Source organism: uncultured Microbacterium sp. (assembly GCF_945952435.1).
Lineage (GTDB): Bacteria > Actinomycetota > Actinomycetes > Actinomycetales > Microbacteriaceae > Microbacterium.
In genome coordinates this window covers 1-21,954 of record NZ_CAMFHZ010000018.1, presented here as the reverse complement: position 1 = coordinate 21,954, position 21,954 = coordinate 1, and the positions used below count along the sequence as shown (strand labels likewise).

The 21,954-nt window shown below is 71.5% G+C and carries 20 protein-coding genes and 1 pseudogene; 5 read left to right on the top strand and 16 right to left on the bottom strand.

What is annotated here, in order from left to right; all coding sequences use genetic code 11:
- Positions 1-108: 108 nt before the first annotated feature.
- From Q0P88_RS10555 to Q0P88_RS10545, 3 genes are read right to left on the bottom strand one after another with little or no spacing between them, the layout of a single operon-like run.
- Complete coding sequence (locus Q0P88_RS10555; RefSeq protein ID WP_295013888.1) at positions 109-480, bottom strand: hypothetical protein; 372 nt, start codon at positions 478-480, stop codon at positions 109-111.
- On the bottom strand, positions 477-1,370 hold the full coding sequence (gene truB, locus Q0P88_RS10550; RefSeq protein WP_295013886.1) for a tRNA pseudouridine(55) synthase TruB: 894 nt from the start codon (positions 1,368-1,370) through the stop codon (positions 477-479). The genes Q0P88_RS10555 and truB overlap by 4 nt, the downstream gene beginning before the upstream one ends.
- Positions 1,371-1,408: 38 nt before the next feature.
- Positions 1,409-1,708, bottom strand: coding sequence for a hypothetical protein (locus Q0P88_RS10545; protein WP_295013884.1), 300 nt, complete (start codon positions 1,706-1,708; stop codon positions 1,409-1,411).
- A 409-nt stretch (positions 1,709-2,117) separates the two neighbouring features.
- On the opposite strand from Q0P88_RS10545, the gene Q0P88_RS10540 reads away from it, so the two are divergent.
- On the top strand, positions 2,118-3,008 hold the full coding sequence (locus Q0P88_RS10540; protein WP_295013882.1) for an A/G-specific adenine glycosylase: 891 nt from the start codon (positions 2,118-2,120) through the stop codon (positions 3,006-3,008).
- A gap of 66 nt (positions 3,009-3,074) precedes the next feature.
- Here the strand turns inward: Q0P88_RS10540 and Q0P88_RS10535 are convergent, their stop codons facing one another.
- From Q0P88_RS10535 to Q0P88_RS10500, 8 genes are all read right to left on the bottom strand, one after another.
- The gene (locus Q0P88_RS10535; protein ID WP_295013880.1) at positions 3,075-4,832 is read right to left on the bottom strand and encodes a LuxR family transcriptional regulator; all 1,758 of its coding nucleotides are present in this window, start codon (positions 4,830-4,832) and stop codon (positions 3,075-3,077) included.
- A 179-nt stretch (positions 4,833-5,011) separates the two neighbouring features.
- A complete protein-coding gene (gene rbfA / locus Q0P88_RS10530) occupies positions 5,012-5,443 on the bottom strand; it encodes a 30S ribosome-binding factor RbfA (RefSeq protein WP_295013878.1) in 432 nt (143 codons plus the stop codon).
- 146 nt (positions 5,444-5,589) lie between these two features.
- Positions 5,590-8,346 carry a translation initiation factor IF-2 gene (gene infB / locus Q0P88_RS10525; RefSeq protein ID WP_295013876.1) on the bottom strand — a complete coding sequence of 919 codons (2,757 nt, stop codon included), beginning with the start codon at positions 8,344-8,346 and terminating at the stop codon, positions 5,590-5,592.
- A 61-nt stretch (positions 8,347-8,407) separates the two neighbouring features.
- Positions 8,408-8,698, bottom strand: a complete 291-nt coding sequence (locus Q0P88_RS10520; protein ID WP_295013874.1) for a YlxR family protein — start codon at positions 8,696-8,698, stop codon at positions 8,408-8,410.
- 60 nt (positions 8,699-8,758) lie between these two features.
- The gene (gene nusA, locus Q0P88_RS10515) at positions 8,759-9,745 is read right to left on the bottom strand and encodes a transcription termination factor NusA (RefSeq protein ID WP_295013872.1); all 987 of its coding nucleotides are present in this window, start codon (positions 9,743-9,745) and stop codon (positions 8,759-8,761) included.
- Between the two features lie 143 nt (positions 9,746-9,888).
- Positions 9,889-10,929 carry a TIGR00730 family Rossman fold protein gene (locus tag Q0P88_RS10510; RefSeq protein ID WP_295013870.1) on the bottom strand — a complete coding sequence of 347 codons (1,041 nt, stop codon included), beginning with the start codon at positions 10,927-10,929 and terminating at the stop codon, positions 9,889-9,891.
- A gap of 53 nt (positions 10,930-10,982) precedes the next feature.
- Entirely contained in the window at positions 10,983-11,414 is a 432-nt protein-coding gene (locus tag Q0P88_RS10505) for a cupin domain-containing protein (protein ID WP_295013868.1), read from the bottom strand.
- A 77-nt stretch (positions 11,415-11,491) separates the two neighbouring features.
- Positions 11,492-12,655: a P1 family peptidase gene (locus tag Q0P88_RS10500; RefSeq protein WP_295013866.1), complete on the bottom strand. Its 1,164-nt coding sequence runs from the start codon at positions 12,653-12,655 to the stop codon at positions 11,492-11,494.
- A gap of 144 nt (positions 12,656-12,799) precedes the next feature.
- Between Q0P88_RS10500 and Q0P88_RS10495 the strand changes: the two genes are divergently transcribed.
- On the top strand, positions 12,800-14,284 hold the full coding sequence (locus Q0P88_RS10495; RefSeq protein WP_295013864.1) for an APC family permease: 1,485 nt from the start codon (positions 12,800-12,802) through the stop codon (positions 14,282-14,284).
- Positions 14,285-14,324: 40 nt separating this feature from the next.
- Complete coding sequence (locus Q0P88_RS10490) at positions 14,325-14,945, top strand: TetR family transcriptional regulator (protein ID WP_295013862.1); 621 nt, start codon at positions 14,325-14,327, stop codon at positions 14,943-14,945.
- Between the two features lie 48 nt (positions 14,946-14,993).
- Here the strand turns inward: Q0P88_RS10490 and Q0P88_RS10485 are convergent, their stop codons facing one another.
- Both Q0P88_RS10485 and Q0P88_RS10480 read right to left on the bottom strand, forming a co-directional pair.
- On the bottom strand, positions 14,994-16,751 hold the full coding sequence (locus Q0P88_RS10485) for a proline--tRNA ligase (RefSeq protein ID WP_295013860.1): 1,758 nt from the start codon (positions 16,749-16,751) through the stop codon (positions 14,994-14,996).
- Positions 16,752-16,815: 64 nt separating this feature from the next.
- Complete coding sequence (locus Q0P88_RS10480) at positions 16,816-17,586, bottom strand: isocitrate lyase/phosphoenolpyruvate mutase family protein (RefSeq protein ID WP_295013859.1); 771 nt, start codon at positions 17,584-17,586, stop codon at positions 16,816-16,818.
- A gap of 52 nt (positions 17,587-17,638) precedes the next feature.
- Here Q0P88_RS10480 and Q0P88_RS10475 point away from each other — a divergent pair, with 52 nt between their 5' ends.
- On the top strand, positions 17,639-19,057 hold the full coding sequence (locus tag Q0P88_RS10475; protein WP_295013857.1) for an RNB domain-containing ribonuclease: 1,419 nt from the start codon (positions 17,639-17,641) through the stop codon (positions 19,055-19,057).
- A complete protein-coding gene (locus tag Q0P88_RS10470) occupies positions 19,044-20,396 on the top strand; it encodes an erythromycin esterase family protein (RefSeq protein ID WP_295013855.1) in 1,353 nt (450 codons plus the stop codon). The genes Q0P88_RS10475 and Q0P88_RS10470 overlap by 14 nt, the downstream gene beginning before the upstream one ends.
- A gap of 16 nt (positions 20,397-20,412) precedes the next feature.
- Here the strand turns inward: Q0P88_RS10470 and Q0P88_RS10465 are convergent, their stop codons facing one another.
- The 3 genes and pseudogenes from Q0P88_RS10465 to Q0P88_RS10455 all read right to left on the bottom strand — a co-directional run.
- Positions 20,413-20,889, bottom strand: a complete 477-nt coding sequence (locus Q0P88_RS10465) for a GNAT family N-acetyltransferase (protein ID WP_295013853.1) — start codon at positions 20,887-20,889, stop codon at positions 20,413-20,415.
- A 22-nt stretch (positions 20,890-20,911) separates the two neighbouring features.
- A complete protein-coding gene (locus tag Q0P88_RS10460; RefSeq protein ID WP_295013850.1) occupies positions 20,912-21,781 on the bottom strand; it encodes a hypothetical protein in 870 nt (289 codons plus the stop codon).
- A pseudogene (locus Q0P88_RS10455) lies at positions 21,778-21,954 on the bottom strand (4-hydroxy-3-methylbut-2-en-1-yl diphosphate synthase); the annotation flags it as partial. The gene Q0P88_RS10460 and the pseudogene Q0P88_RS10455, both read right to left, overlap by 4 nt.

The following is a 21,954-nucleotide window of genomic DNA, read 5'->3' as shown; positions in this document are numbered from 1 at the left end:
GCGGAATCCGGCTCTGCAGGATCGGAGGCGGAGTCGGAGGGAAGAGGAGGACGCACGGTGCTCATGGCCCCTCCATTCTACGGACCGCGCGGACCCTCGCGACGCAGGTCAGCCGCCGATCGGGGTCGTCCAGATCACCTGCATGCGCCAGATCATCACGGCGAGGGCGAGCGCGACCGCGCCGAGGATCACGGTGCTCCACCGGGAGCGCTCCAGCAGAGCCCAGATCACGCCGCCGATCGGCAGCAGCACCGCGGACACGAGATAGACGCCGTACTCCAGGGGGTCCCCCTGGGCGGGGTTGCCGGCGAACGCCGAGACGATCGCGACCACGACCTGTACGACGAGCAGCAGCTCGACGAGTGCGAGGGATCCCACGCTCACGTCGCTCGGACGCTTGCCGGCGAGCCCGAGCGTGACGCAGAGGAGACCCGCCACGACGGCGACGACGAGCTGGACGACTGTGAACCACAGGATCACGAGGCGCCCTCCGGCATGTTCATCGCGCTCTTCAGATCGTCGCCGCGCCGTTCGACGACCCCGACGAGGGAGCCGTCCGGAGCGATCGCCGCCGCCCGTTCCGCGTGCAGCCGATGCCGCTGCCCGGGAAGTCGCTTGCCGTGGCGCAGATCGACGGCCTCGGACGCCGTGACGTCGAGCACCGGGAGGATCCGGGACGCCGCGGCGGCCGTCGTGAGCGGCTGTGCGGAGCTCAGGTCCTCGAGGGAGACCGCCTCGTCGAGCCCGAAGTCACCGACGCGGGTGCGCCGGAGCGCGGTGAGGTGCCCCCCGACGCCGAGCGCGTCGCCGAGATCGCGGGCGAGCGCGCGAATGTACGTGCCCGAGGAGCAGTCGACGACGACGTCGAGATCCCAGAGACCGTCGCCCGGGCGCTCGTCCGTCACCTCGAACCGGGAGACGACGACCTGACGCGCAGCGAGCTCGACCTCCTCCCCCGCGCGGACACGGTCGTAGGCGCGCCGTCCGTCGACCTTGATCGCGGACACCGCACTGGGAACCTGCGAGATCCTGCCGGTGAGCGCGGCGATGCCCTCCGCGACGCGCTCCGAGGTCAGCGCGGCGACGGCCTCCTCCGGAGCCGTCCGGACGACGTCGCCCTCGGCATCGTCCGTCGTGGTGCTCAGGCCGAGCCGGATCGTCGCGGCATAGGTCTTGTCGGCCCCGACGACGAAGGTGAGCAGCCGGGTCGCGGCCTCGATGCCGACGACGAGCAGCCCCGTCGCCATCGGATCCAGCGTGCCCGCGTGACCGACCTTGCGCGTGCCGAAGGCACGGCGGGTGCGCGCGACGACGTCGTGGCTCGTCATCCCGCCCGGTTTGTCGACGAGCAGGATCCCGCTGAGTGGCATCCCCCCAGCCTAAGGGCCGCAGGTACGACCCACCGACCTCAGCCGCAGTACTCGGACGAGGGCTTGTCGTGCTTCGTGACCGTGATCTGACTCACTGTGGTTGCGCCTTCGCGATACGAGAAGAAGATCGAGCCGGTTGCGGCATCTCCGGTACGAATCCACGGGCCGTAGCTGTCCCTGCCCTCCTCAGCTCCCGGGAAAGCCGCGCGCACCTCATCCACGGAGGATCCGGAACCGAGTCCGGCCTGCGTGTGCGGCCCGTCCCCGGCGGAGTCCCCGATCACGGCGATCTCCTCGACCGCCGGATCGCTCTGCGCGCTATTGCCTGCCGCCACCATCTGGAGAGGGTTTCCACCCCAGAAGGCCGCCCACCGGCACGAGTCTTGGATCGTCCATCCCGCGAGATCCTTGGCGCTCGAGACACCGGCCCCGATTCTCACCGGTCCGATCCGATCGGTCTCGATCATCCAGGTCGAGGGGTTCGAAGGATCTTCCCCCGAGGACGTCGCGGCCGGAGCCGACGAGGTCGGCGACGGCACAGCATCGACCACGGGGGCGGCGGATGTCGTCGCGCTCGGCCCGGACCCCGCCGGTGACGAACAGGCGGCGAGTGCGAACAGTCCTGCCCCGACCAAGGTGCACAACGCAAGATGAGATGACTTCATGTCCGGTCTTCCTCGTTCAGGTACTTCCTCGAAGCGGCCCCACCCGCGCCGGCATCGGTGCCGACGTACATACGCTAGTGATATGCGGAAAGCTTCTGACCTCGACGCGCCGGGACTCGCATCGTGGTATCGCGCGCACGCCAGGGACCTGCCGTGGCGGAGGCGGGAGTACCTTGCGGAGTACGGCGCCTGGGGTGTGTTGGTGAGCGAATTCATGCTCCAGCAGACGCCCGTGAACCGGGTGATCCCCCACCTCGAGGCCTGGCTCGCGCGCTGGCCGGATCCGGTCTCGCTCGCGGCGGCTTCCCCGGCCGAGGTGCTCCAGCAGTGGGCGAACCTCGGCTATCCCCGTCGCGCGCTCTGGCTGCACCGTGCGGGCATCGCGATCCGCGACGAGCACGCGGGCGTCACGCCCCGCGAGGTGACCGCGCTGCTCGCCCTGCCGGGGATCGGCGACTACACGGCCCGTGCGGTCGCGGTCTTCGCCTTCGGCGAGCGCCATCCGGTCGTCGACACGAACACGCGCCGGGTGATCGCCCGCGCGGTGCACGGGAAGGCCCAGCCTGATCCGCCCTCCCGGCGGGATCTCGACGACATGGCGGGGCTGCTTCCGACCGATCCCGAGGCAGCCGCGATCGTGAACGCCGCCGCCATGGAGCTCGGAGCGACCGTCTGCACGGCACGGGTGGCCGATTGCGCGCGGTGCCCGCTCGCGGACTCCTGCGCCTGGCGCGCGGCGGGCTTCCCCGACGGCGAGGACCGCCGCCGCCGACAGGCGAAGTACGAGGGATCGGACCGCCAGGCACGCGGCGGCGTGCTGCGCGCGCTGCGTCACGCGGCCGGACACCGGCTCCCCGCGGACGCGGTGCTCGCGGAGTGGCCGGATCGGCGGCAGCGGGACAGGGCGATCGACTCACTCATCGCGGACGGTCTTCTCGAAGCCGTCGATGCGGAGCTGCGTCTGCCGCGCTGAGGCGTCGCCGCGCCGGGGAGCGCACGATCACGCAGGTCACGGCGACGGGACCAGAGGTCGCCGAGCTCAGAGGTTCTGATCCACCCGGTGGGCCAGCACCGTGAGCTCCGTCCTCGTGCGCACGTCGAGCTTGGCGAAGATCCGACCGCCGTGCACCTCGACCGTGCGCACGGAGACGTGCAGCTCGCGGGCGATCTCCCGGTTCGTCCTGCCCTCCGCCATGCGCAGAGCCACGTCGAGCTCACGGGGCGTGAGACTCGGCTCCCACGCCGCCCGGCACACCTCCAGCGCGGCGGCGGGCTCGGGGGCGGATCCGTCGTGCCGCTCCGCGAAACGCGCCAGCCGTCGTGCGGTCATCGCCCGCCACGCGAGCGCCCCGGACTCCTCGAAGAGGCTGTGCGCGGCGCGGAGATGACGCTGGGCGGCACCCGCCTCCCCCCGGGTGGCATAGGAGGCACCGAGCAGCGCCTCGACCCGCGCGCGCTCGAACGGCGAGCGGATGACCGCGCATTCCGTGGACGCTTCGGCCAGCTCGGTCGTCCACGCGGCTGCCCGCGCCGCGCGGATCCGCGCCCGCAGTTCCCTGGCGGATCGCGCCTCCCGAGGTTCGGCTCCTCGACGGTCCACGAACGGCCCCGCCTCGTCCAGACCGGGCAGCGCGAACGCCCCCTCGGGTGCACCGAGGTCGGCCCACAGCCTCAGGTGCACCGCCGCCTCGTCCGTGCGCCCGCGCAGGTAGGCTCGGATGCCGCGATCGACGAAGCCATTCGCGGGGATCGGCCACGGCGCCACGCCCATGAGCGCGCCGGACAGCGCCCCGGTCCTGCCGTGCACGGCGAGCTCGAGGCGTCGCGCGAGCGGGAGGGCGAGGCCCGCGAAGACGAGCGCGACCGGTGCCTCCTCCGCCACGGCGGAGAGCACGGAGAGCGCGAGGCCGATCCGCCCCGCCCAGATGTGCAGCAGCGTCTCTGCGACGCCTTCGCGCGCACGCACCAGCGGCACGGCGCGACCCGCGCCGACGATCGGGTCCGGTGCGGCGTCCGGCCGGGCGAGCACCCGGAGACCTTCGTCGGCGTCCCCGGCAAGACCGATCATCAGAGCGCGCGGGACCCTGAAATTCTGCCGACCCATCTCGGACTCGGCCAGCACGGGGTGCTCGCCGGCCCCGACCGCATCGCACCAGGCGATCAGGGTCGCCCGCGACTCCCGGTCCATCCCGGTGCGCGAGGCCGCACCGAGCCAGGCGAGCGTACGAAACGGATCGCGGCGCTCGGCGCTGAGAGCCGCGCCGATCCCGACGGCGCGACGGTATCCGTCCCGCCGAGCCGCGTCGCCCTCGGGCAGAACACCCTCCACCGGAGGGACCATGCCCGTGGCGCAGGTGTGCGCGAGGACGACGACCGGTGCCGCTTCGGCGCGCAGCGGGTGGTGCTCCGCCGCGAAGGGCAGGACGGCCTCGCCCGCGTCGAGGACGCACCCTTCGGCGAGCGAGATCCGCGCGAACAGGAGACGTCCGAGGTCGTGGAGGGCGCTGCCTTCCTGCGTGCGCTCCCCGGCCGCGCAGACGAAACGCCGGGCCGCCGCCGTGTCCCCCTCGCGCAGTACGGTGTCCGCGAGCGCGAGCAGGAGCCGCGGCGGGGCGGACGCGGCGCGTCGCCGCTCTCCGACGGGTCGCCCGCGAGCCGCGTCAGGCGGAACGGGAAGCGCACGCAGTCCCCGTCGCCGGTCGGCGTCGAGACCCGCAAGGACCTTCTCGGCTGCGCCCCGATCCCCCTTGCAGCGGGCGAGGATCGCGGCACGCACGTGCGGCGCGACGATCAGCACCTGTCCCTCGCACCCCCCGTCGAGCGCACCCCCATGCATAGCACCCACCGACGTCACGCAGCCCCCCGCTGTCGTCATCGCGCCGTTCGTCGCGCGTGCGCCGCATCGTAGCAGCACGACGCCCCGGAGCGTCCGAAGGACGGCTTCCGGGGCGTCGCGGAGGTCGGAACGGGTGCGACTCAGCTCTGTTCGGGCTGCTCGTCCTCGCGATACGGATCGGCCTCGCCCGCGTACGAGCCGGAGGCGGCGAGCTTCGCCACCTCCTGGTCGCGCTCGCGCGCCTGACGCAGCAGATCGCTGATGTGGTCGGCGTTCTCCGGCAGTGCGTCGGGGATGAACTCGAGCGTCGGAACCAGTCGGATGCCGAGCTGACGGCCGACCTCCTTGCGCAGCAGCCCCGTGGCGGCCGTCAGCGCAGCTCCGGACGCGACGCGCTCCTCCTCCGTGCCGAGCACGGTGTAGAAGACGCTCGCGTGCTGCAGGTCGCCCGTCACGCGCACATCGGTGATCGTGACGAATCCGAGGCGCGGGTCGCGCAACCCCTTCTCGAGCCGCTCGGCCAGGATGACGCGGATCCGATCCGCGAGTCGTGCCTGTCGTTCTCCGGCCATGTCCACAACCTATCTCTTATCGACACCCGGGCAATCCCCGGAGTGCAGCGACCGTGAGGTCGAACGCGCCGGCTCTGGCCTGGTCTCATCGCCCAAGGGCGAGAAGACCGCGCGTTCGACCTCAAGGTCGCGGAACGGGATACGGATCAGCCCCGCGGCTTCTCCACCATCTCGGTGGTCTCGATCTCGTCGCCCACCTGGATGTCGTTGTACTTGCCCAGACCGATACCGGCCTCGAAGTCCGTGCGGACCTCGGTGACGTCGTCCTTGAAGCGGCGCAGCGACTCGATGGCCAGGCCATCGGCGATGACGACGCCGTCGCGGATGACGCGCGCCTTGGCGTTGCGCGTGATCGTCCCCGACCGCACGATGACACCGGCGATGTTGCCGAACTTCGAGGAGCGGAACACCTCGCGGATCTCGGCGACACCCGACTGGACCTCTTCGAACTCCGGCTTGAGCATGCCCTTGAGGGAGTTCTCGATCTCGTCGATCGCGTTGTAGATGACCGAGTAGAAGCGGACGTCCACGCCTTCGCGCGACGCGGCCTCGCGGGCCTTGGTGTCGGGACGCACGTTGAAGCCCACGATGATCGCGTTGTCGATCGTCGCCAGGTTCACGTCGCTCTCGGTGATCGCGCCCACACCGCGGTGGATGATGCGCAGCTGCACCGAGTCGTCGACCTCGATCTTGAGCAGCGACTCCTCCAGCGCCTCGACGGCACCGGAGACGTCGCCCTTGATGATGAGGTTGAGCGTCTCGACCTTGCCCTCTTCGAGAGCACGGGTGAAGTCCTCGAGCGAGATGCGCTTGCGGGCCTTGGCCAGCTGGGCGTTGCGCTCCACGGCTTCGCGCTTCTCCGCGATCTGCCGGGCCATGCGGTCTTCCTCGGTGACGATGAAGACATCGCCGGCGCGCGGGACCGAGTTGAGTCCCTGCACCTGCACCGGGCGGGACGGGGCCGCGGCCTCGACCGCGTCGCCGTTCTCGTCGATCATGGCGCGGACGCGGCCGTAGGCCGTGCCTGCGACGATCGCGTCACCGATGTGCAGCGTTCCGGACTGGATGAGCACGGTCGCGACCGAGCCGCGGCCCTTGTCCAGCTTCGCCTCGATGGCGATGCCTCGCGCGGCCTTGTTCGGGTTGGCCGTGAGGTCGAGCCCGGCGTCCGCCGTGAGCAGGACCGCGTCCAGGAGCTCCTGGATGCCGGTGTTCGCCCGCGCCGAGACGTCCACGAAGAGGACGTCCCCGCCGTACTCCTCGGCGACCAGACCGTACTCGGTGAGCTGCTGGCGCACCTTGGCGGGGTTCGCTTCGGGCTTGTCGACCTTGTTGACCGCGACCACGATCGGCACGTTCGCCGCCTGGGCGTGGTTGAGCGCCTCGACCGTCTGCGGCATGATGCCGTCGTCGGCCGCGACCACGAGGATCGCGATGTCGGTCACCTGCGCACCACGGGCACGCATGGCGGTGAACGCCTCGTGACCCGGGGTGTCGATGAAGGTGATCGCACGCTCGATGCCGTCGTGCTCGGTCCACACCTGGTAGGCACCGATGTGCTGCGTGATGCCGCCGGCCTCGCCCTCGATGACGTTGGTCTGGCGGATCGCGTCGAGCAGTCGGGTCTTACCGTGGTCGACGTGGCCCATGACGGTGACCACCGGAGGACGGATCTCGAGGTCGTCCTCGCTCTCCGCCTCCAGCTCGGCCTCGAGGTCGAGACCGAAGCCCTCGAGGAGCTCCTTGTCCTCGTCCTCGGGCGAGACCATCTGGATCTTGTAGCCGAGCTCGGCACCGAGCACCTCGAACGTGGCCTCGTCCAGCGACTCCGTCGCCGTGGCCATCTCGCCGAGGTTGAACAGGATCGTGACGAGCGTTCCGGGCTGGACCGTGTAACCGTTCAGCGCCTCGAGCTTGTCCGCGAAGTCGGCGATCGATGCGCCACGGCGCAGACGGATGATCTCGCCGTTGCCCTTCGAGACGTTGACGCCGCCGACGACCGGCGCCGACCGCATCTCGAACTCTTGCCGCTTCGCCCGCCGCGACTTGCGCTGCTTGCTCTTGCCGCCGCCCTTTCCGAAGGCGCCAGCGGTGCCACCGCCGGGGCCACGGCCGCGGCCGCCGCCTCCGCCGGGACGACCGGCGAAACCGCCGGCCGGAGCACCGCCGGGACGCTGGAAGCCGCCGCCCGCGCCGGCGCCGCCGGGACGTCCCGGGCCTCCGGTGCGCTGCTGGAACGGAGCGCCGGGACGGCCGCCGCCCTGGCCCGGACGACCGGGACGGCCGCCCTGTCCCGGACGCGGTGCGCCGATCCGCGGGGATCCCGGTCGGGGTGCCTGCGGACGGGGGATGTTGCCCGGGGTGGGACGCTGTCCCATGCCCTGCTGGGAGGCGAACGGGTTGTTGCCCGGACGCGGGCCGGCGGGACGCTGGCCCATCCCCTGCTGGGACGAGAACGGGTTGTTGCCCGGACGCGGTGCGCCAGGACGAGGGGCCGAGGATCCGCCGGGCTTGGGCGCGGAGGACGTCTCCGCCGCCGGGGCCGCGGGTGCGGCCGGTGCGGCGGGGGTCTCCGCTACGGGTGCCTCGGCCGGAGCGGCCGGCGCGGCGGGCCCCGGCTTGGGACCGGGGGTCGGCGCCTTGGGACCGGGCTTCGGACCCGGGGTCGCGGTGGTGCTGCGGGCGGCGCCGGACTTCGCGGCAGGAGCGTCCTGCTTCGCGGGCGCGGCGGACGCCGGCTTGTCGGCCTCGATGGCGGCGCGGAGCTTCCGCGCGACCGGGGGCTCGATCGTGGATGAGGGGGACTTCACGAACTCGCCGAGCTCCTTGAGCTTCGCGAGTGCGAACTTGCTGTCGACGCCGAGTTCGGCGGCGATCTCGTGCACGCGTGGTTTACCAGCCACAATTCTCCTGTCAGGGGGTCGATCCGCCCTGGCAGGGCAGACCACTAGTCGCGGACGGGTCTCATTTCGAGCCGTTCACTTTGTTTCCATAGCCGTTCAGCCGTTTCTCGAGGGTCTGCGTGTTCTCCGCTTCCGGGAAGCCCAGAGCAAAGGACACACGGAGCGCACGGGTGAAGGCGCGTCGCCGCAGAGCGGTGTCCACGCACTCCGGCGACGGATGCACCCACGCACCCCGTCCCGGCAGCGCGGCTCGCTCGTCGAAGACGAGTTCACCGTTCCGGATGACCACCCTGAGCAGGGAGGCACGAGATGCACGAGCGCGGCATCCGACACACGTTCGTACGGTTTCCATCCTACACCTCGGATCTGGAGAACCGGTGCGCGGCCCCCGCGGAGGCCGGCCCCGGCGCGCTCAGGACTCGAGCACCGAGTCCGGCTGGATGTCGATCTTGGCACCCGTCAGCTTGGCAGCGAGACGGGCGTTCTGCCCCTCCTTGCCGATCGCGAGGGAGAGCTGGTAGTCCGGCACGAGGGCGCGCACGGCCTTGGTACCCGCGTCGAGGACGAAGGAGCTGGTCACCTTCGCCGGAGAGAGCGCGTGCGCGACGAAGGTCGCCAGATCCGCGTTGTAGTCGACGATGTCGATCTTCTCCCCGGCCAGCTCCTCGGTGACGGCCCGGACGCGCCGGCCCATCTCGCCGATGCACGCACCCTTCGCGTTGATGGACGGGTCGTTGGCCTTGACCGCGATCTTGGTGCGGTGCCCCGCCTCCCGGGCGAGCGCGACGATCTCGACGAGGCCCGCCGCGATCTCGGGGACCTCCAGCGCGAAGAGCTTGCGGACGAGGCCGGGGTGCGTGCGGGACACGGTGATCGCCGGGCCCTTGGCGCCCTTGCCGACCGAGGTGACGTAGACGCGGATCCTCGATCCGTGGGCGTACTCCTCGCCGGGGACCTGCTCCTCCGGCGGGAGGATCGCCTCGACCGATCCGAGATCGACGTGGATCATCCGCGGGTTGGGCCCCTGCTGGATGACGCCGGCGATGATGTCGCCCTCCTTGCCGCGGAACTCGCCGAGCACCGCCTCGTCCGCGATGTCGCGCAGGCGCTGGCTGATGACCTGCTTGGCGGCGAACGCCGCGATCCGGCCGAAGTCGTCCGGCGTCGCGTCCTCCTCGCCGATGACCACGCCCTCGTCGTCGCGGACGGGGATCATCACGGCGACGTGGCCCGTCTTGCGGTCGAGGTCGACGCGGGCGCCCTCGGTGAGCGAGCCGTCGACGGAGTCGTGCTTCGCGTAGGCGGTGAGGACGGCCTGCTCGATGATCGCGACGAGTTCGTCGAAGGGGATCTCCTTCTCACGCTCGATCGTGCGCAGCAATCCGAGATCGATATCCATGGCGGCGGCCTCCCTGTTCAGCTCTCGTCGGCGCATGCAGCACGCACGACATCCGTACAACGATACCTTGGTCGGCGGCACGGGTGCCATCGCGGCCGTCCGCGCGTGCCGTCCGCACCGCGCGCCGTCCGTCCGGCGGAGAGTCAGTCCTTCGGCGCCGAGGCGAGGGCGTTGACCGCACCGATGAGGCGGAAAAGACCGCCCACCGAGCGCTGCTCCAGGTGCAGCACGAGACGCGGACGTTCGAGTTCGTCCTTGTCGGACACCTCGATCGCCAGCGGCTCCGTCCGCTCGATCCTCCCCCGGCTGAGCAAGTCCCCGAAGCGTTCGTTCAGGGCGGCGATCTCGGCGTCGGTGGGGGCAGAGCGCAGCCGCAGCACGAGCCGGTCGCCGACCCAGCGCAGGGAGGCGTAGTTGCGCCAGAAGCCGGTGATCGCGCTCACCGCCTCGTCCACGGAGTCCGTGATGAGCACCCGGTCGAAGTCACCCGGCGAGATGACCCCTGCGGGCGCGAGGTCCTGCTGCACGAAGCGCTCGAGTCCCCGCCAGAAGCGGCCCCCCGGCTGATCCAGCAGCACGATCGGCGTCGGCTCCGCCTTCCCTGTCTGCTGCAGGGTGAGCAGCTCGAACATCTCGTCCAGCGTGCCGAAGCCGCCGGGCAGGCAGATGAAGCCGCTGGACTCCTTGATCAGCATGAGCTTGCGGGTGAAGAAGTACTTCATCGCGACCACGTGCTCCTGCTCGTTGACCGTCGCGTTGGCCTTCTCCTCGAACGGCAGGCGGATCGAGACGCCGAGCGACAGCGCCGGTCCCGCCCCCTCCGCGGCGGCCTGCATGATGCCCGGCCCCGCGCCCGTGACCACCATCCACCCCTCTGCGGCCAGTGCGGCGGCGACGTCGCGCGCCTGGATGTAGAGCGGATCCTTCGGCGCCGTGCGCGCGGATCCGAAGACGGTGACCTTGGGCACGTCGCGATACGGCGCGAAGAGGCGGAAGGCGTCGCGCATCTCGCTGAGCGCGGCCGAGGCGATCTTCAGATCCAGCCGATCCGTGCCGTCCTCGCCGAGGAGCACCGCCGTCTGCAGCATCCGCATCACCAGACGCCGGTCCGCGTGCACCCCCGCATCGTCGAGGACGGTGTTGATCTCGGCTCGCAGCGCCGGGGAGAGGATCTCGTCGGTCATGGGTCCAGACTGTCACGCCCCCGCCGCGGTGGGTCGGCGTCGGGCACGGCGCGTCAGGACCACGGCATCGGGCGCTCGGGAAGGCGTGCGCTGTCGTCGGGCAGATGCGGGAGCTGCTCTCCGCCGGCGCGGATGCACAGCCAGCGCAGTTCGCCCGGGCTGTCGGGCAGCGCTCGCCAGGTGCGTGGAACGCCCTGGCCGATCCGCACGACCGTTCCTGGGCCGACCTCGACGACGTCGTCGCCGACGCCCATCTGGCCACGGCCCTCGAGGAACACGTAGAGCTCCTCGATCCGTGCGTGCGTGTGCCAGTAGCCGGCTTCCTCCCCCGGCACCAGCGCGTTCGCCGTCATCCCCAGGTACTGCATCGTGAGCTCATGGTCGACGACCCGTCGACCGTCGCGCGCACGGGCCGCGTCGAAGCCTCCGTGGAAGGCCCGCCACTGGTCGAGTGCGCCGATGCTCGCCACCTCGTAGTCGGTCATGCGTACCGCCCTCCGCCCCCGTCGACGGTCGCGACGGCCGGCGGATCCCATTCTGTCCGGACGGTCCCCGTGGCCGCTCAGCGCGCCGCGAGTCGCGCCGCGACCGCGCGGATCTCCTCGTGCGGCAGTGCGGGGCTCCTGTGTCCCGCCCGCCCCACCATGTCCTCGGCCGCCACGAGAGCGTTCCAGACGGCCTCGTCGACGGCCTGGACGGCGGCGGTGAGGAACGGATCCATCCGCCCCCAGGGCACGAACCGCAGGGTGTCGTAACCGGCCTCCTCGTCCGTCGGGAACACGGAGGCGAGCGCGCCGGGATTGGCGGTCGAGAAGGCGAGCACGATGTCGCCGGAGAAGTGACTGCCGGCGGTGCCGCTGCGACCCAGCCCGAGCGCGCCGCGGCGGGCGAGCGCCGCGCACTGTCCCGGCAGCAGCGGGGCGTTCGTGGCGATGACGACGATCGCGGATCCTGCCCCGCCCGGCGCGGTCGCGCCCGCTCGCTCCCGCGCGAACCAGTCCGACTCCTCCATCGGGTTCGGCGCCGCGCTCTCGGATCCGAGGGGGATGCCGCCCAGGTGCAGCTCGTGGCGCGCACCGAAGTTCGCCTGGACGAGCGCGGCGACCACGTACGCGTCCGCGCCGTGACGCACGATCCGGGACGCCGTGCCCGTGCCCCCCTTGAATCCGTAGCAGTTCATGCCGGTGCCTCCCCCCACGTTCCCCTCGGGGACGGGGCCCCCGGTCGCGGCGTCGATCGCCTGGATCGCGTGCTCGGGACGCACGTGCGCACCGTTGATGTCGTTGAGGTACCCGTCCCAGGTCTCCCCCACGACCGGCAGCAGCCACTGCGCCGAGAGCGACGGTGCGTGCCGCGCGATCCAGGAGTCCACGCCGGCGTGCACGGATCCGACCGCATGCGAGTTCGTGAGCGCGATCGGCAGCCCGAGCGATCCAGATTCGTCGATCCAGCTCCGTCCGGTCAGCTCGCCGTTCCCATTGAAGGAGTGCACCGCCGCGGCGCAGGCATCGCCGACGCCGTCGCGGCCGCGCGGCAGGATCGCGGTGACGCCGCTGCGCACGGCATGGGGGCCGTCGCCCTCGATCAGGGTCGTCATTCCGACCTCGACTCCCGGGACGTCGGTGAGGGCGTCGAGCGGACCCGGTTCACCCTCGAAGACCACGCCCAGATCGCGAGCCCGTACGCGGGCGTGGCGGAGGGAGGGGCGGGCAGGCTCTGTCGTCATGATGCTCCGATCAACTCTGAACGCTTGTTCAAGATATTGACACAGATTCCTTTGCATTGCTTGACACACGAACCTTAACGCTCTTGAATCAGCGTTCAGCACGGTTGCGATCCGACGCGGCCGTGAATCGAACAGGAGCCGCCGATGTCTCGCCCGTCCCCCTCCCCGGCCGCCGCGCCGACGACGCCCGACCCCGCGCACACCGGCGGTACCGCCCTCGCCCGTCGCCGCCTCGGCGTCTGGGGCATCGTGTTCTTCGTCATCTCCGCGGCCGCACCGCTCACGGTGGTCGCGAGCGCCGCGCCGACGGGCTTCCGCCTGGGCGGCATCGGCGGACCGGGCGCGATCCTCGCCGCGGGTGTCGTGCTGATGCTGTTCGCGTGCGGGTTCACCGCGATGTCGCGCTACGTGCGCAACGCCGGCGCGTTCTACGTCTACGGGGCGCGCGGCCTCGGCAAGCCGGTCGGGATCGGGATCGTGTTCGTCACGATCTTCTCCTACGCCGCGCTCTGCGTGTGCTTCTACGGATTCGTGGGTTTCTTCGGTCAGATGACGGTCAAGACGCTGTTCGGCATCGACCTCCCCTGGCCCGTCTACGCGCTCCTCGCGCTCGTGATCGTCGGGGCGCTCGGCTATCGCAAGATCGACGTGGGCGCCACGGTGCTCGCGGTCCTGCTCACGGCCGAAGTCGCGATCCTGCTGGTGCTCGCGATCGCGGTGCTGGTGCAGGGCGGCCCCGAGCCCCTCTCGCTCGCGTCCTTCGCCCCGCAGAACGTCTTCTTCGCCACGGGCCGCGGAGCGCTCTTCGTGCTCGGATTCGGCGCGTACCTCGGCTTCGAGTCGACGGCGATCTACACCGAGGAGGCCAAGAACCCCGCCCGCACGGTCCCGATGGCGACCTACATCGCCATCGCGTTCCTCGGCCTGTTCTACGGCTTCACGTTCTGGATCCTCACGGTGGCGTTCGGCGTCGACGGCGTCCTCCGGCTGGCCGCCGGGGACGGCTTCCAGGACATGGTGTTCGATGCCGGGCAGCGATACGTGGGCCTGTGGACCTCGGTGGCGATGCGCCTCCTCATCGTCACGAGCTTCTTCGCCTGCCTGCTGGCGTTCCACAACGCCTGCTCCCGCTACCTGTTCTCGATCGGTCGAGAGCGCCTGCTGCCCGCCTGGCTCGCGCGCACGCAGAGCCGCACGCAGGCGCCGCACCACGCCAGCCTGGTCATGAGCGTGGTCGCGCTCCTCGCGATCATCGCGGCGATCGCGTTCGGGGTGGACCCGTTCCTCGGCTTCGCCCTTCCGGTCTACTCGCTCGGCGTGGCCGGCCTGGTGTTCGCCCAGGCGGTGGCCGCGATCGCGGTCGTCGGGTTCTTCCTGCGCGATCGCCGCGGCCACAGCGTGTGGCGGGTCGTCGTCGCCCCGGCGCTCGGTGCACTCGGGCTCATCGCCGCCTTCGTGCTGATCGCCGTCCACTTCGATCTGGTCTCCGGGGTCACCGGCCCCGTCAACGCCGCCCTCATCGCCCCGACGCCGCTCCTGTTCGTCGCCGGGGTCGTGACCGGCCTCGTCCTGAGGGCGCGCGACCCCCGCCATTATGCTGAGCTGACGACGGTGGTCGTGGACGACTGACTCGTCCCCGCCGCTCGCCGATCGACGCGAAAGGATGGCCGTGGCCGCGCCGAACAAGCACAGCGCCCGACGCGCGGAACTGATCTCGGCCACCCGCCGCGTCGCGGGCAGGGAGGGCATCGCCGGCACCAACGTGAGGGCGGTCGCGGCGGAGGCGGCGGTGAGCGCGGGCAGCGTGCTGTACTACTTCCCCCGGTTCGACGACCTCCTCTACACGACGGCCGAAGGCGTGCTCGAGGAGATGTACGAGAGCCGGCGCCGCATCGCCGAGGCCGAACCGGATCCGGTGCGACGCCTGAGACTGCTCGTCGAGGCGGGCGTGCCCGACGAGATCAGCGACCACCTGCGCATGGCCTACGAGAGCATCCCGCTGCTGCGCGAACAGCCCCAGTACCGGCCGCTGCACCGCTCGATCGTGGAACGCCAGGTGGGCCTGTACCGCTCCACGATCGAGGTCGGCGCCGCCCTCGGCGCATTCCACCCCACCGCCGAGCTGACCGTGATCGCGCGCAACATCGTCGCCCTGGAGGACGCCTACGACCTGTACGCGCTGATCGGATTCGACCACGGCGCGACGACCTACCGCGCCAACATCCTCTCCTACGCCTCGGTCGCGCTCGGCTGCGACGTCGCGGACGGAGAGGATGCCGCGCCTCGGTGACGAACGCCCCGCGGATCCGAGCGGGTCCGCGGGGCGTTCGTCCGTGCGTCAGCGGGCGGTCAGCGCGGTGAGCGCCTCCGCGACGGAGACCGTGTCGCGGTCGCCCGAACGACGGTCCCAGAGCTCGACCTGGCCGTCCGCGGCGCCGCGGCCGACGACGAGCACCCGGGGCACGCCCACGAGTTCCGCGTCGCCGAACTTCACGCCCGGGGAGACCTTGGGGCGGTCGTCGTAGAGCACGTCCAGGCCCGCTGCCTCGAGCTGCGCGGCCACCTCGGCGGCCACGTCGAAGGCGACCTGGTCGCGGCCCGCGGCGACGACGTGCACGTCGAACGGCGCGACGGACGCCGGCCAGATGAGGCCCTTGTCGTCGTTGTTGAGCTCCGCGATGATCGCGAGGATGCGCGTCACGCCGATGCCGTACGACCCCATCGTGACCGTCACGAGCTTGCCGTTCTCGTCGAGCACCTTGAGCCCGAGCGCCTCGGCGTATTTGCGCCCGAGCTGGAAGACGTGGCCGATCTCCATGCCGCGCGCGAGCTGCACCGTACCGGATCCATCCGGCGCGGGGTCGCCCTCGCGCACGGTCGCGATCTCGACGACGCCGTCCGCGGCGAAGTCCCGTCCCGCGACGACGGAGTGGGCGTGCTTCTGGTCGATGTTCGCGCCGGTGATCCAGCTCGTACCCTCGGAGACGCGGGGGTCCACGAGGTACCGGATCCCGGTGGCCGACTCCTCGCCGAGCACGGCGCCGGTCGGCGACCACGGGCCGATGTATCCCTTGACCAGCAGCGGATTCTTCTCGAAGTCGTCGGCCGTCGCGGGCTCGACCTCGGCCGGGGCGAACGCCACCTCGGCGCGCTTCTCGTCGACGTCGCGGTCTCCGGGCAGCCCGACGACGACGAGCTCGCGCGAGCCGTCGAGGTGCGTCAGGGCGAGCACGACGTTCTTGAGCGTGTCCGCCGCGGTGAACTCTCCGTCGAGCTGCGCGTTCGCATGCGCGACGAGCGTCTCGATCGTGGGCGTGTCCGGGGAGTCGAAGATCACGGGCGACGCCTCGGCATCGAACGGGACCGGAGCCGGAACCGCCGTGCGGAAGGCCTCGACGTTCGCGGCGTAGCCGCCCTCGGACCGGACGAACGTGTCCTCGCCGACCGGGGTGGGATGCAGGAACTCCTCACTGCGGGATCCGCCCATCGCGCCCGCGTCGGCCTGCACGATCGCGTACTCCAGCCCGAGTCGCTGGAAGATCCGCTCGTACGCGTCGCGCTGCGCCTGGTAGCTGACGTCGAGGCCCGCGTCCGAGGAGTCGAAGGAGTAGGCGTCCTTCATCGTGAACTCGCGGCCGCGCAGCAGCCCCGCACGGGGACGCGCCTCGTCACGGTACTTGTCCTGGATCTGGTAGATCGTCAGCGGAAGGTCCTTGTACGAGGAGTACAGGTCTTTCACGAGCTGCGTGAACGCCTCCTCGTGCGTCGGCGCAAGGAGGTAGTCGCCGCCCTTGCGATCCTGCAGCCGGAAGAGCAGATCGCCGTACTCGTCCCAGCGCCCCGTCGCCTCGTACGCCTCGCGCGGCATGAGGGCCGGGAAGTGCACCTCCTGCGCTCCCGCGGCGGCCATCTCCTCCCGGATCACGGCCTCGATCTTCGCCTTGACCCGAAGCCCCAGTGGCAGCCAGGCGAAGATGCCGGCCGCCTGCGGTCGGATGTACCCGGCGCGGATCAGCAGCTTGTGGCTCGCGACCTCGGCGCCGGCCGGGTCTTCGCGGAGCGTGCGGAGGAAGAAGTTCGAGAGACGAGTCACCACGGGGCAAGTCTACTGACGGCGATCGCCCCGACCGCGCGGGGCGGCGGGGCGATCGGCGACGACGTCAGTTCAGCGCGCGCGTGCCCGCGGGGATCACGCCTCCGGCATACAGCTCCCGCGCGTTGTCCTGCAGGGCGGTCAGCGCGACGCGCTGCGGCAGCGGGCCGTAGGAGATCCGGGCGACGCCGAGCGCCTCGTACTCGGTCGAGGTAAGGGCCCCGGGCAGTCCGATCACGCTCACCTTCCCCGCGCCGATCCCCTCGACGAGACGGGTCGTGGTCTCGGCGTCCAGGATGCCGGGGACGAAGACGGCGGTGGCTCCGGCGTCGAGGAACGCCCTGCCCCGCTCGATCGCGTCGGCCAGCGACTCCTCGGCGGGGCGGCTTCCTGCGCGCACGAATGCGTCGGTCCGCGCGTTCAGGGCGAAGGGAACGCCTTCCGCCTGTCCGGCCCGCACGATGGCCTCGACGTTCGCGACGGCCTCGGAGAGCGGACGCAACCGGTCCTCGACGTTCGCGCCGACCACGCCGGCGCCGATCGCGCGGCGCACCGTCTCGCCCGCGTCGCCGTAGCCGTCGTCGAGGTCGGCGGTCACGGGAAGCTCGACGGCCGCGGCGATCCGGCCGACCATGTCGATCATGAGGTCGCGAGGGATCGCGCCGTCCTCGTATCCGAAGGATGCGGCGATCGAATGCCCCGCGGTCGCGATGGCCGTGGTCTCCTCGAGGTCGGCGATCGCCCGCGCGGACACGACGTCCCACACGTTCACGACGCGCAGGATCTGCGGGGCCTCGTACAGGGAACGGAGGGTTTGGGCCTTCTCAGCAGTGGTCATGGGTCCACGCTAGCGGCGCGGGTGCCGCATCGGGGCGGCCTAGCATGAACGCATGCCTCAGCGCCGATCGCACGTCGCCCCGTCCGCCGCGCAGTCGGAGCTCGCCACGGCGCTGGCGACGTTGCGCACCGAGCTCGACGCCCCGACCGGGTTCCCTCCGGAAGCCCTCGCCGAGGCCGCCGCGGCCTCCCCCGCGACGCCCGACCTCGACCTGCGCGACATCGCCTTCGCGACGCTGGATCCGGCCGGCTCCATGGATCTGGACCAGGCCTTCCAGCTGGAACGGAGCGGATCGGGCTACACCGTGCGATATGCCATCGCCGACGTGCCCTCGTTCGTCGCACCGGGAGGCGCACTCGACGCCGCGGCCCGCCTGCGCGGCGAGACACTCTACGCCGCGGACGGGACGATCCCGCTGCATCCGCCGATCCTGAGCGAGGATCACGCCTCGCTGCTGCCGGATCAGGATCGCCCCGCGCTCGTGTGGACGTTCGCGCTGGACGCGGAGGGGAGCGTGTCGGACACCCGGCTCGAGCGCGCACTGATCCGCTCGAGGGCCAAGCTCGACTACGTCTCGGTGCAGGCGGATCTCGACGCGGGGCGGGACTCTCCGGGGGCGCTGCTCCCCGAGATCGGGCGGCTGCGGCTCGCGCAGGAGGCGCAGCGCGGAGGGGCGAGCCTGAACCTGCCCGATGACGAGGTGGTGAGGCACGACGACGGGACCTATGCGATCGAGCGGCGCACCCCGCTCCCCGTGGAGGATTGGAACGCGCAGCTCTCGCTCATGACCGGGATGGCCGCCGCGCAGCTCATGCTGCAGGCGAGGATCGGGATCCTGCGCACGATGCCGCAGCCCGAGGACGCGGCGTTCGAGACGTTCCGGCACCAGACCGAGGCGCTCGGCGTGCCGTGGACGACCGGACGCTACGGCGACTATCTGCGGACGCTCGACAAAGAGGATCCGCGCACGCTGCCGATCCTGGAGGCGGCGTCCGCGCTGTTCCGCGGGGCCGGGTACGTCGCCTTCGACGGGACGGTCCCCGCCGAGACCACCCAGGCGGCCATCGCCGCCCCCTATGCCCACGCCACCGCGCCCCTCCGGCGGCTCGTCGACCGTTGGTCGCTCACGGTCGCGCTCGCGGTGAGCCGCGGGGAGGAGGTGCCCGCCTGGGTGCGCCAGAGCCTGCCGCTCCTCCCCGACCTGATGCGGGCCTCCGCACAGCGGGCGTCGGCGCTCAGTTCCCGCACGATCGATCTCGTCGAGGCGGCGCTGCTGGCGCCGCGCGTCGGCGAGACGTTCGACGCGGTGGTGATCCGGCGCAACGGCGAACGCGGCACGGTGCAGATCGAGGAGCCGCCTGTGACGGCGTCGGTGGCGCTGCCGCCCGAGGCCGCCGCCGGCGCTGCGGTGCGGGTCACGCTGACCGCCGCGGGCGTCACGAAGGGACAGATCTCCTTTGCCGTCGCCTGAGGACGAGCCCGACGCGCTCGGCACCTGGATCCGGGACAACGCGCACTTTCTGCGCACGCTCGATCCGGACGATGACGACGACTCCGACCTCGAACCGCTGGCCGACATCATCGGCGACGCCCGCGTGGTCGCGATCGGCGAATCGATGCACCGCGTGCACGAGTTCTTCGCCCTGCGCCACCGGCTGTTCCGGTTCCTGCACCGGCGCGCCGGATTCACCGCACTCGTGACCGAGAGCGGCATGCCGGAGGGCCGCAGGGTCGACACGTGGATCCGCACCGGGGCCGGAGGGCTCCGTGACACCCTCCGCGAGGGCGTCACCTACGGCTTCGGGGCCTGCCAGGAGATGCTCGACCAGCTGACGTGGATGCGGGCGCGCGCCGCGGCCGGCCACGGCGCGCCGCGCTGGTACGGGATGGACCTCCCCGATTCGTCCGCCAGCGCCCTCCCCGGCGTCCTCACGGCGCTCGACCTGCTCGACGACGTGGATCCGCACTACGCCGCGCACGCTCGAGAGAGCCTGCTCCCCCTGTTCGCGTATCTGCCCGGCGACCGCTCCGGGCTGGCCCAGGCGGCACCGACGATCCAGGCCTATCTCGCCCTGCCCGCCGACCGGCGTGCGGGCATCACGGTCGGCATCGCGGACCTCGCCGCACGGATCCGCGCCCGGCGCCGCGAGGAGATCGCCGCACTCGGCGGCGACGCGGAGAGCCGGGAGCGGGTCGACGCCGCGATCCGGGCCGCGGAGAGCGCCCGGGCGGCGGACGCGTTCCTGCAGGCGATGACCGCGGGCGCCGCCCGCACCTGGCCCGCCGCCAACATCCGCGACGCGTGGATGGCCGGCACCGTGGAGTGGATCCTGGAGCGCGAGCCGCGGATCGTGGTGGCGGCGGCGAACGGGCACGTGCAGCGCACCCCGTTCTCCGCTCCCCCGTTCGTGCCGGATCCGATGACGACGATGGGCGGGCACCTCGCCGACCGGCTGGGCACCGATCTCGTAGTCATCGGCACAGCCTACGGCGGCGGCGAGCAGTGGCTGCACCGCCCGACCGTGGACGACGCCCCGGGCCATTCCCGCCCCTTCATCGCACCGCTCGTCCCGCTCGATCCCTCGAGCCTGGACGCCGTGCTGGAGCGCTCCGGCATCGGCGACGCTCTGCTGGATCTACGCAGGCCGTCCGCGCGCGCAGCCGTGGAACTCGATGCCACCTCCGGATGGCACAACGGCGACGTCCTGCAGCCCGGCTCGGCCCGCGAGGCCTTCGACGCCGTGGCCTTCGTCCGCCGGGTCTCGCCCTGGCACACCTGGATCGACGAGCGCGGCCTCGACCGGCGCTGAGGCTTCCCCCGCGGGCTCAGAGCTCGCGGAGGTAGCAGAGCATCCGGTAGTCCTTGCCCGGCTCCACGTTGACGAAGCCGTGCCGTTCGTAGAAGCGCCGCGCGTCGACGTCGATCTCGTCGACGTTGATGTGCATCTCCCCGCCGCCGCGGGCGCGCACCTCCTGGATCGCGCGCTGCAGCAGCCGCGTGCCGATGCCCCCGCCGCGCAGGTCGGGGATCACGTAGAGCTCGTCCAGCACCGCGAGCGGTCCGTCGCAGTACACGGTGGGGCGCAGCGTGACCAAGGCGTAGGCGATCGGGTCGGCGGGGTCGCCGACGAACAGCACGAACGCGGCGGGATCGGCGATCAGGGCACGGAACCGCCGCTCGAGCACCTCGAACGGCGGCGACGGATCCCCGAACTCGTCGCCGAAGTCGATCTGCAGCCGGGCCGCGATCGCCGCCTGATCGACCGTGCCGATCCTGATGTCGATCGATTCGTCACCCGCCACAGCCGTCCCCCGGTTCAGGCGTTCACGCCGGCGAACCCACAGGAACCGCGGTCGTGGTCATCACCAGCAGCTGCTCCGAGAGCTGCAGCGACACCCGGATCGACGCGAACTCTGCGAGCGAGGAGGCGTGCGTGCCGCCGCACAGGATCGACGCGGTGCCCTCGGGCAGCTCGCAGACCCAGCGTCGGCGGTCGACGATGCTCTTGCCTTCGGCCTCGATGCGGCTCGGCGCGGCGGACGCGATCCACGCCGCGAGCCGCGCGTTCATGCGCTCTTCGCGCTCTGCCAGCGTCCCGGCGAGACCTTCGGTGTCGAACCCGGCCTTGCGCAGGCTCTTGCCGAGGCGGTACTCGTCGACGGCGCCGTCGGGGCCGATGACGCTCGTCTGATTCGCGCGCCCCTCGAAATCGGGGTTGCCGAGGGCGTCGGATCCGGGATCCTTCCGCCACAGATCGGCGACCGCGAAGTCGAGCGCCAGCGACGCGAGGTGGCAGGCGGTGTGTCCGCGGCTGAGGCCGGCGCGGTACGCGGCGTCGACCGCGGCCTCGACCTCCGCCCCCGCGGCGAGCGCTGCGGGGACCGTGTCGACCCGGTGGCCGACCGACCACGTCCAGCCCTCCGCGCCGCGCTTGACCGGGATCGCGGCGTCGATCGCGACCTCGCCCTCGTCGCTGACGGCGGTCATGACGGCCTCGGTCACCGCGACCTCGACGTCGGCGACGCGGAGCGTGCCCCGGTCCCCCGGCTGGTCCGGCCAGGTGTGGTCGACGGGGTGGAACGGCGTGCGATCGAGCACGACGACCGCACCGCTGTCGTCCGGGTGCACGCCGACCACGTGGGCGGTCTCGAGGAGGGATCCCGACGGGAAGGTGACGACGGTGGCGCTGGTCACGAGGTGACGACCTGGGCCGTGCCGAGCGGGGCGTCGGGGCCCATCTCCTCAGCGAGCCGGTTCGCCTCCTCGATGAGGGTTGCGACGATGTCCTCCTCGGGAACGGTCTTGACGACCTCGCCCTTGACGAAGATCTGGCCCTTGCCGTTGCCGCTCGCGACGCCGAGGTCGGC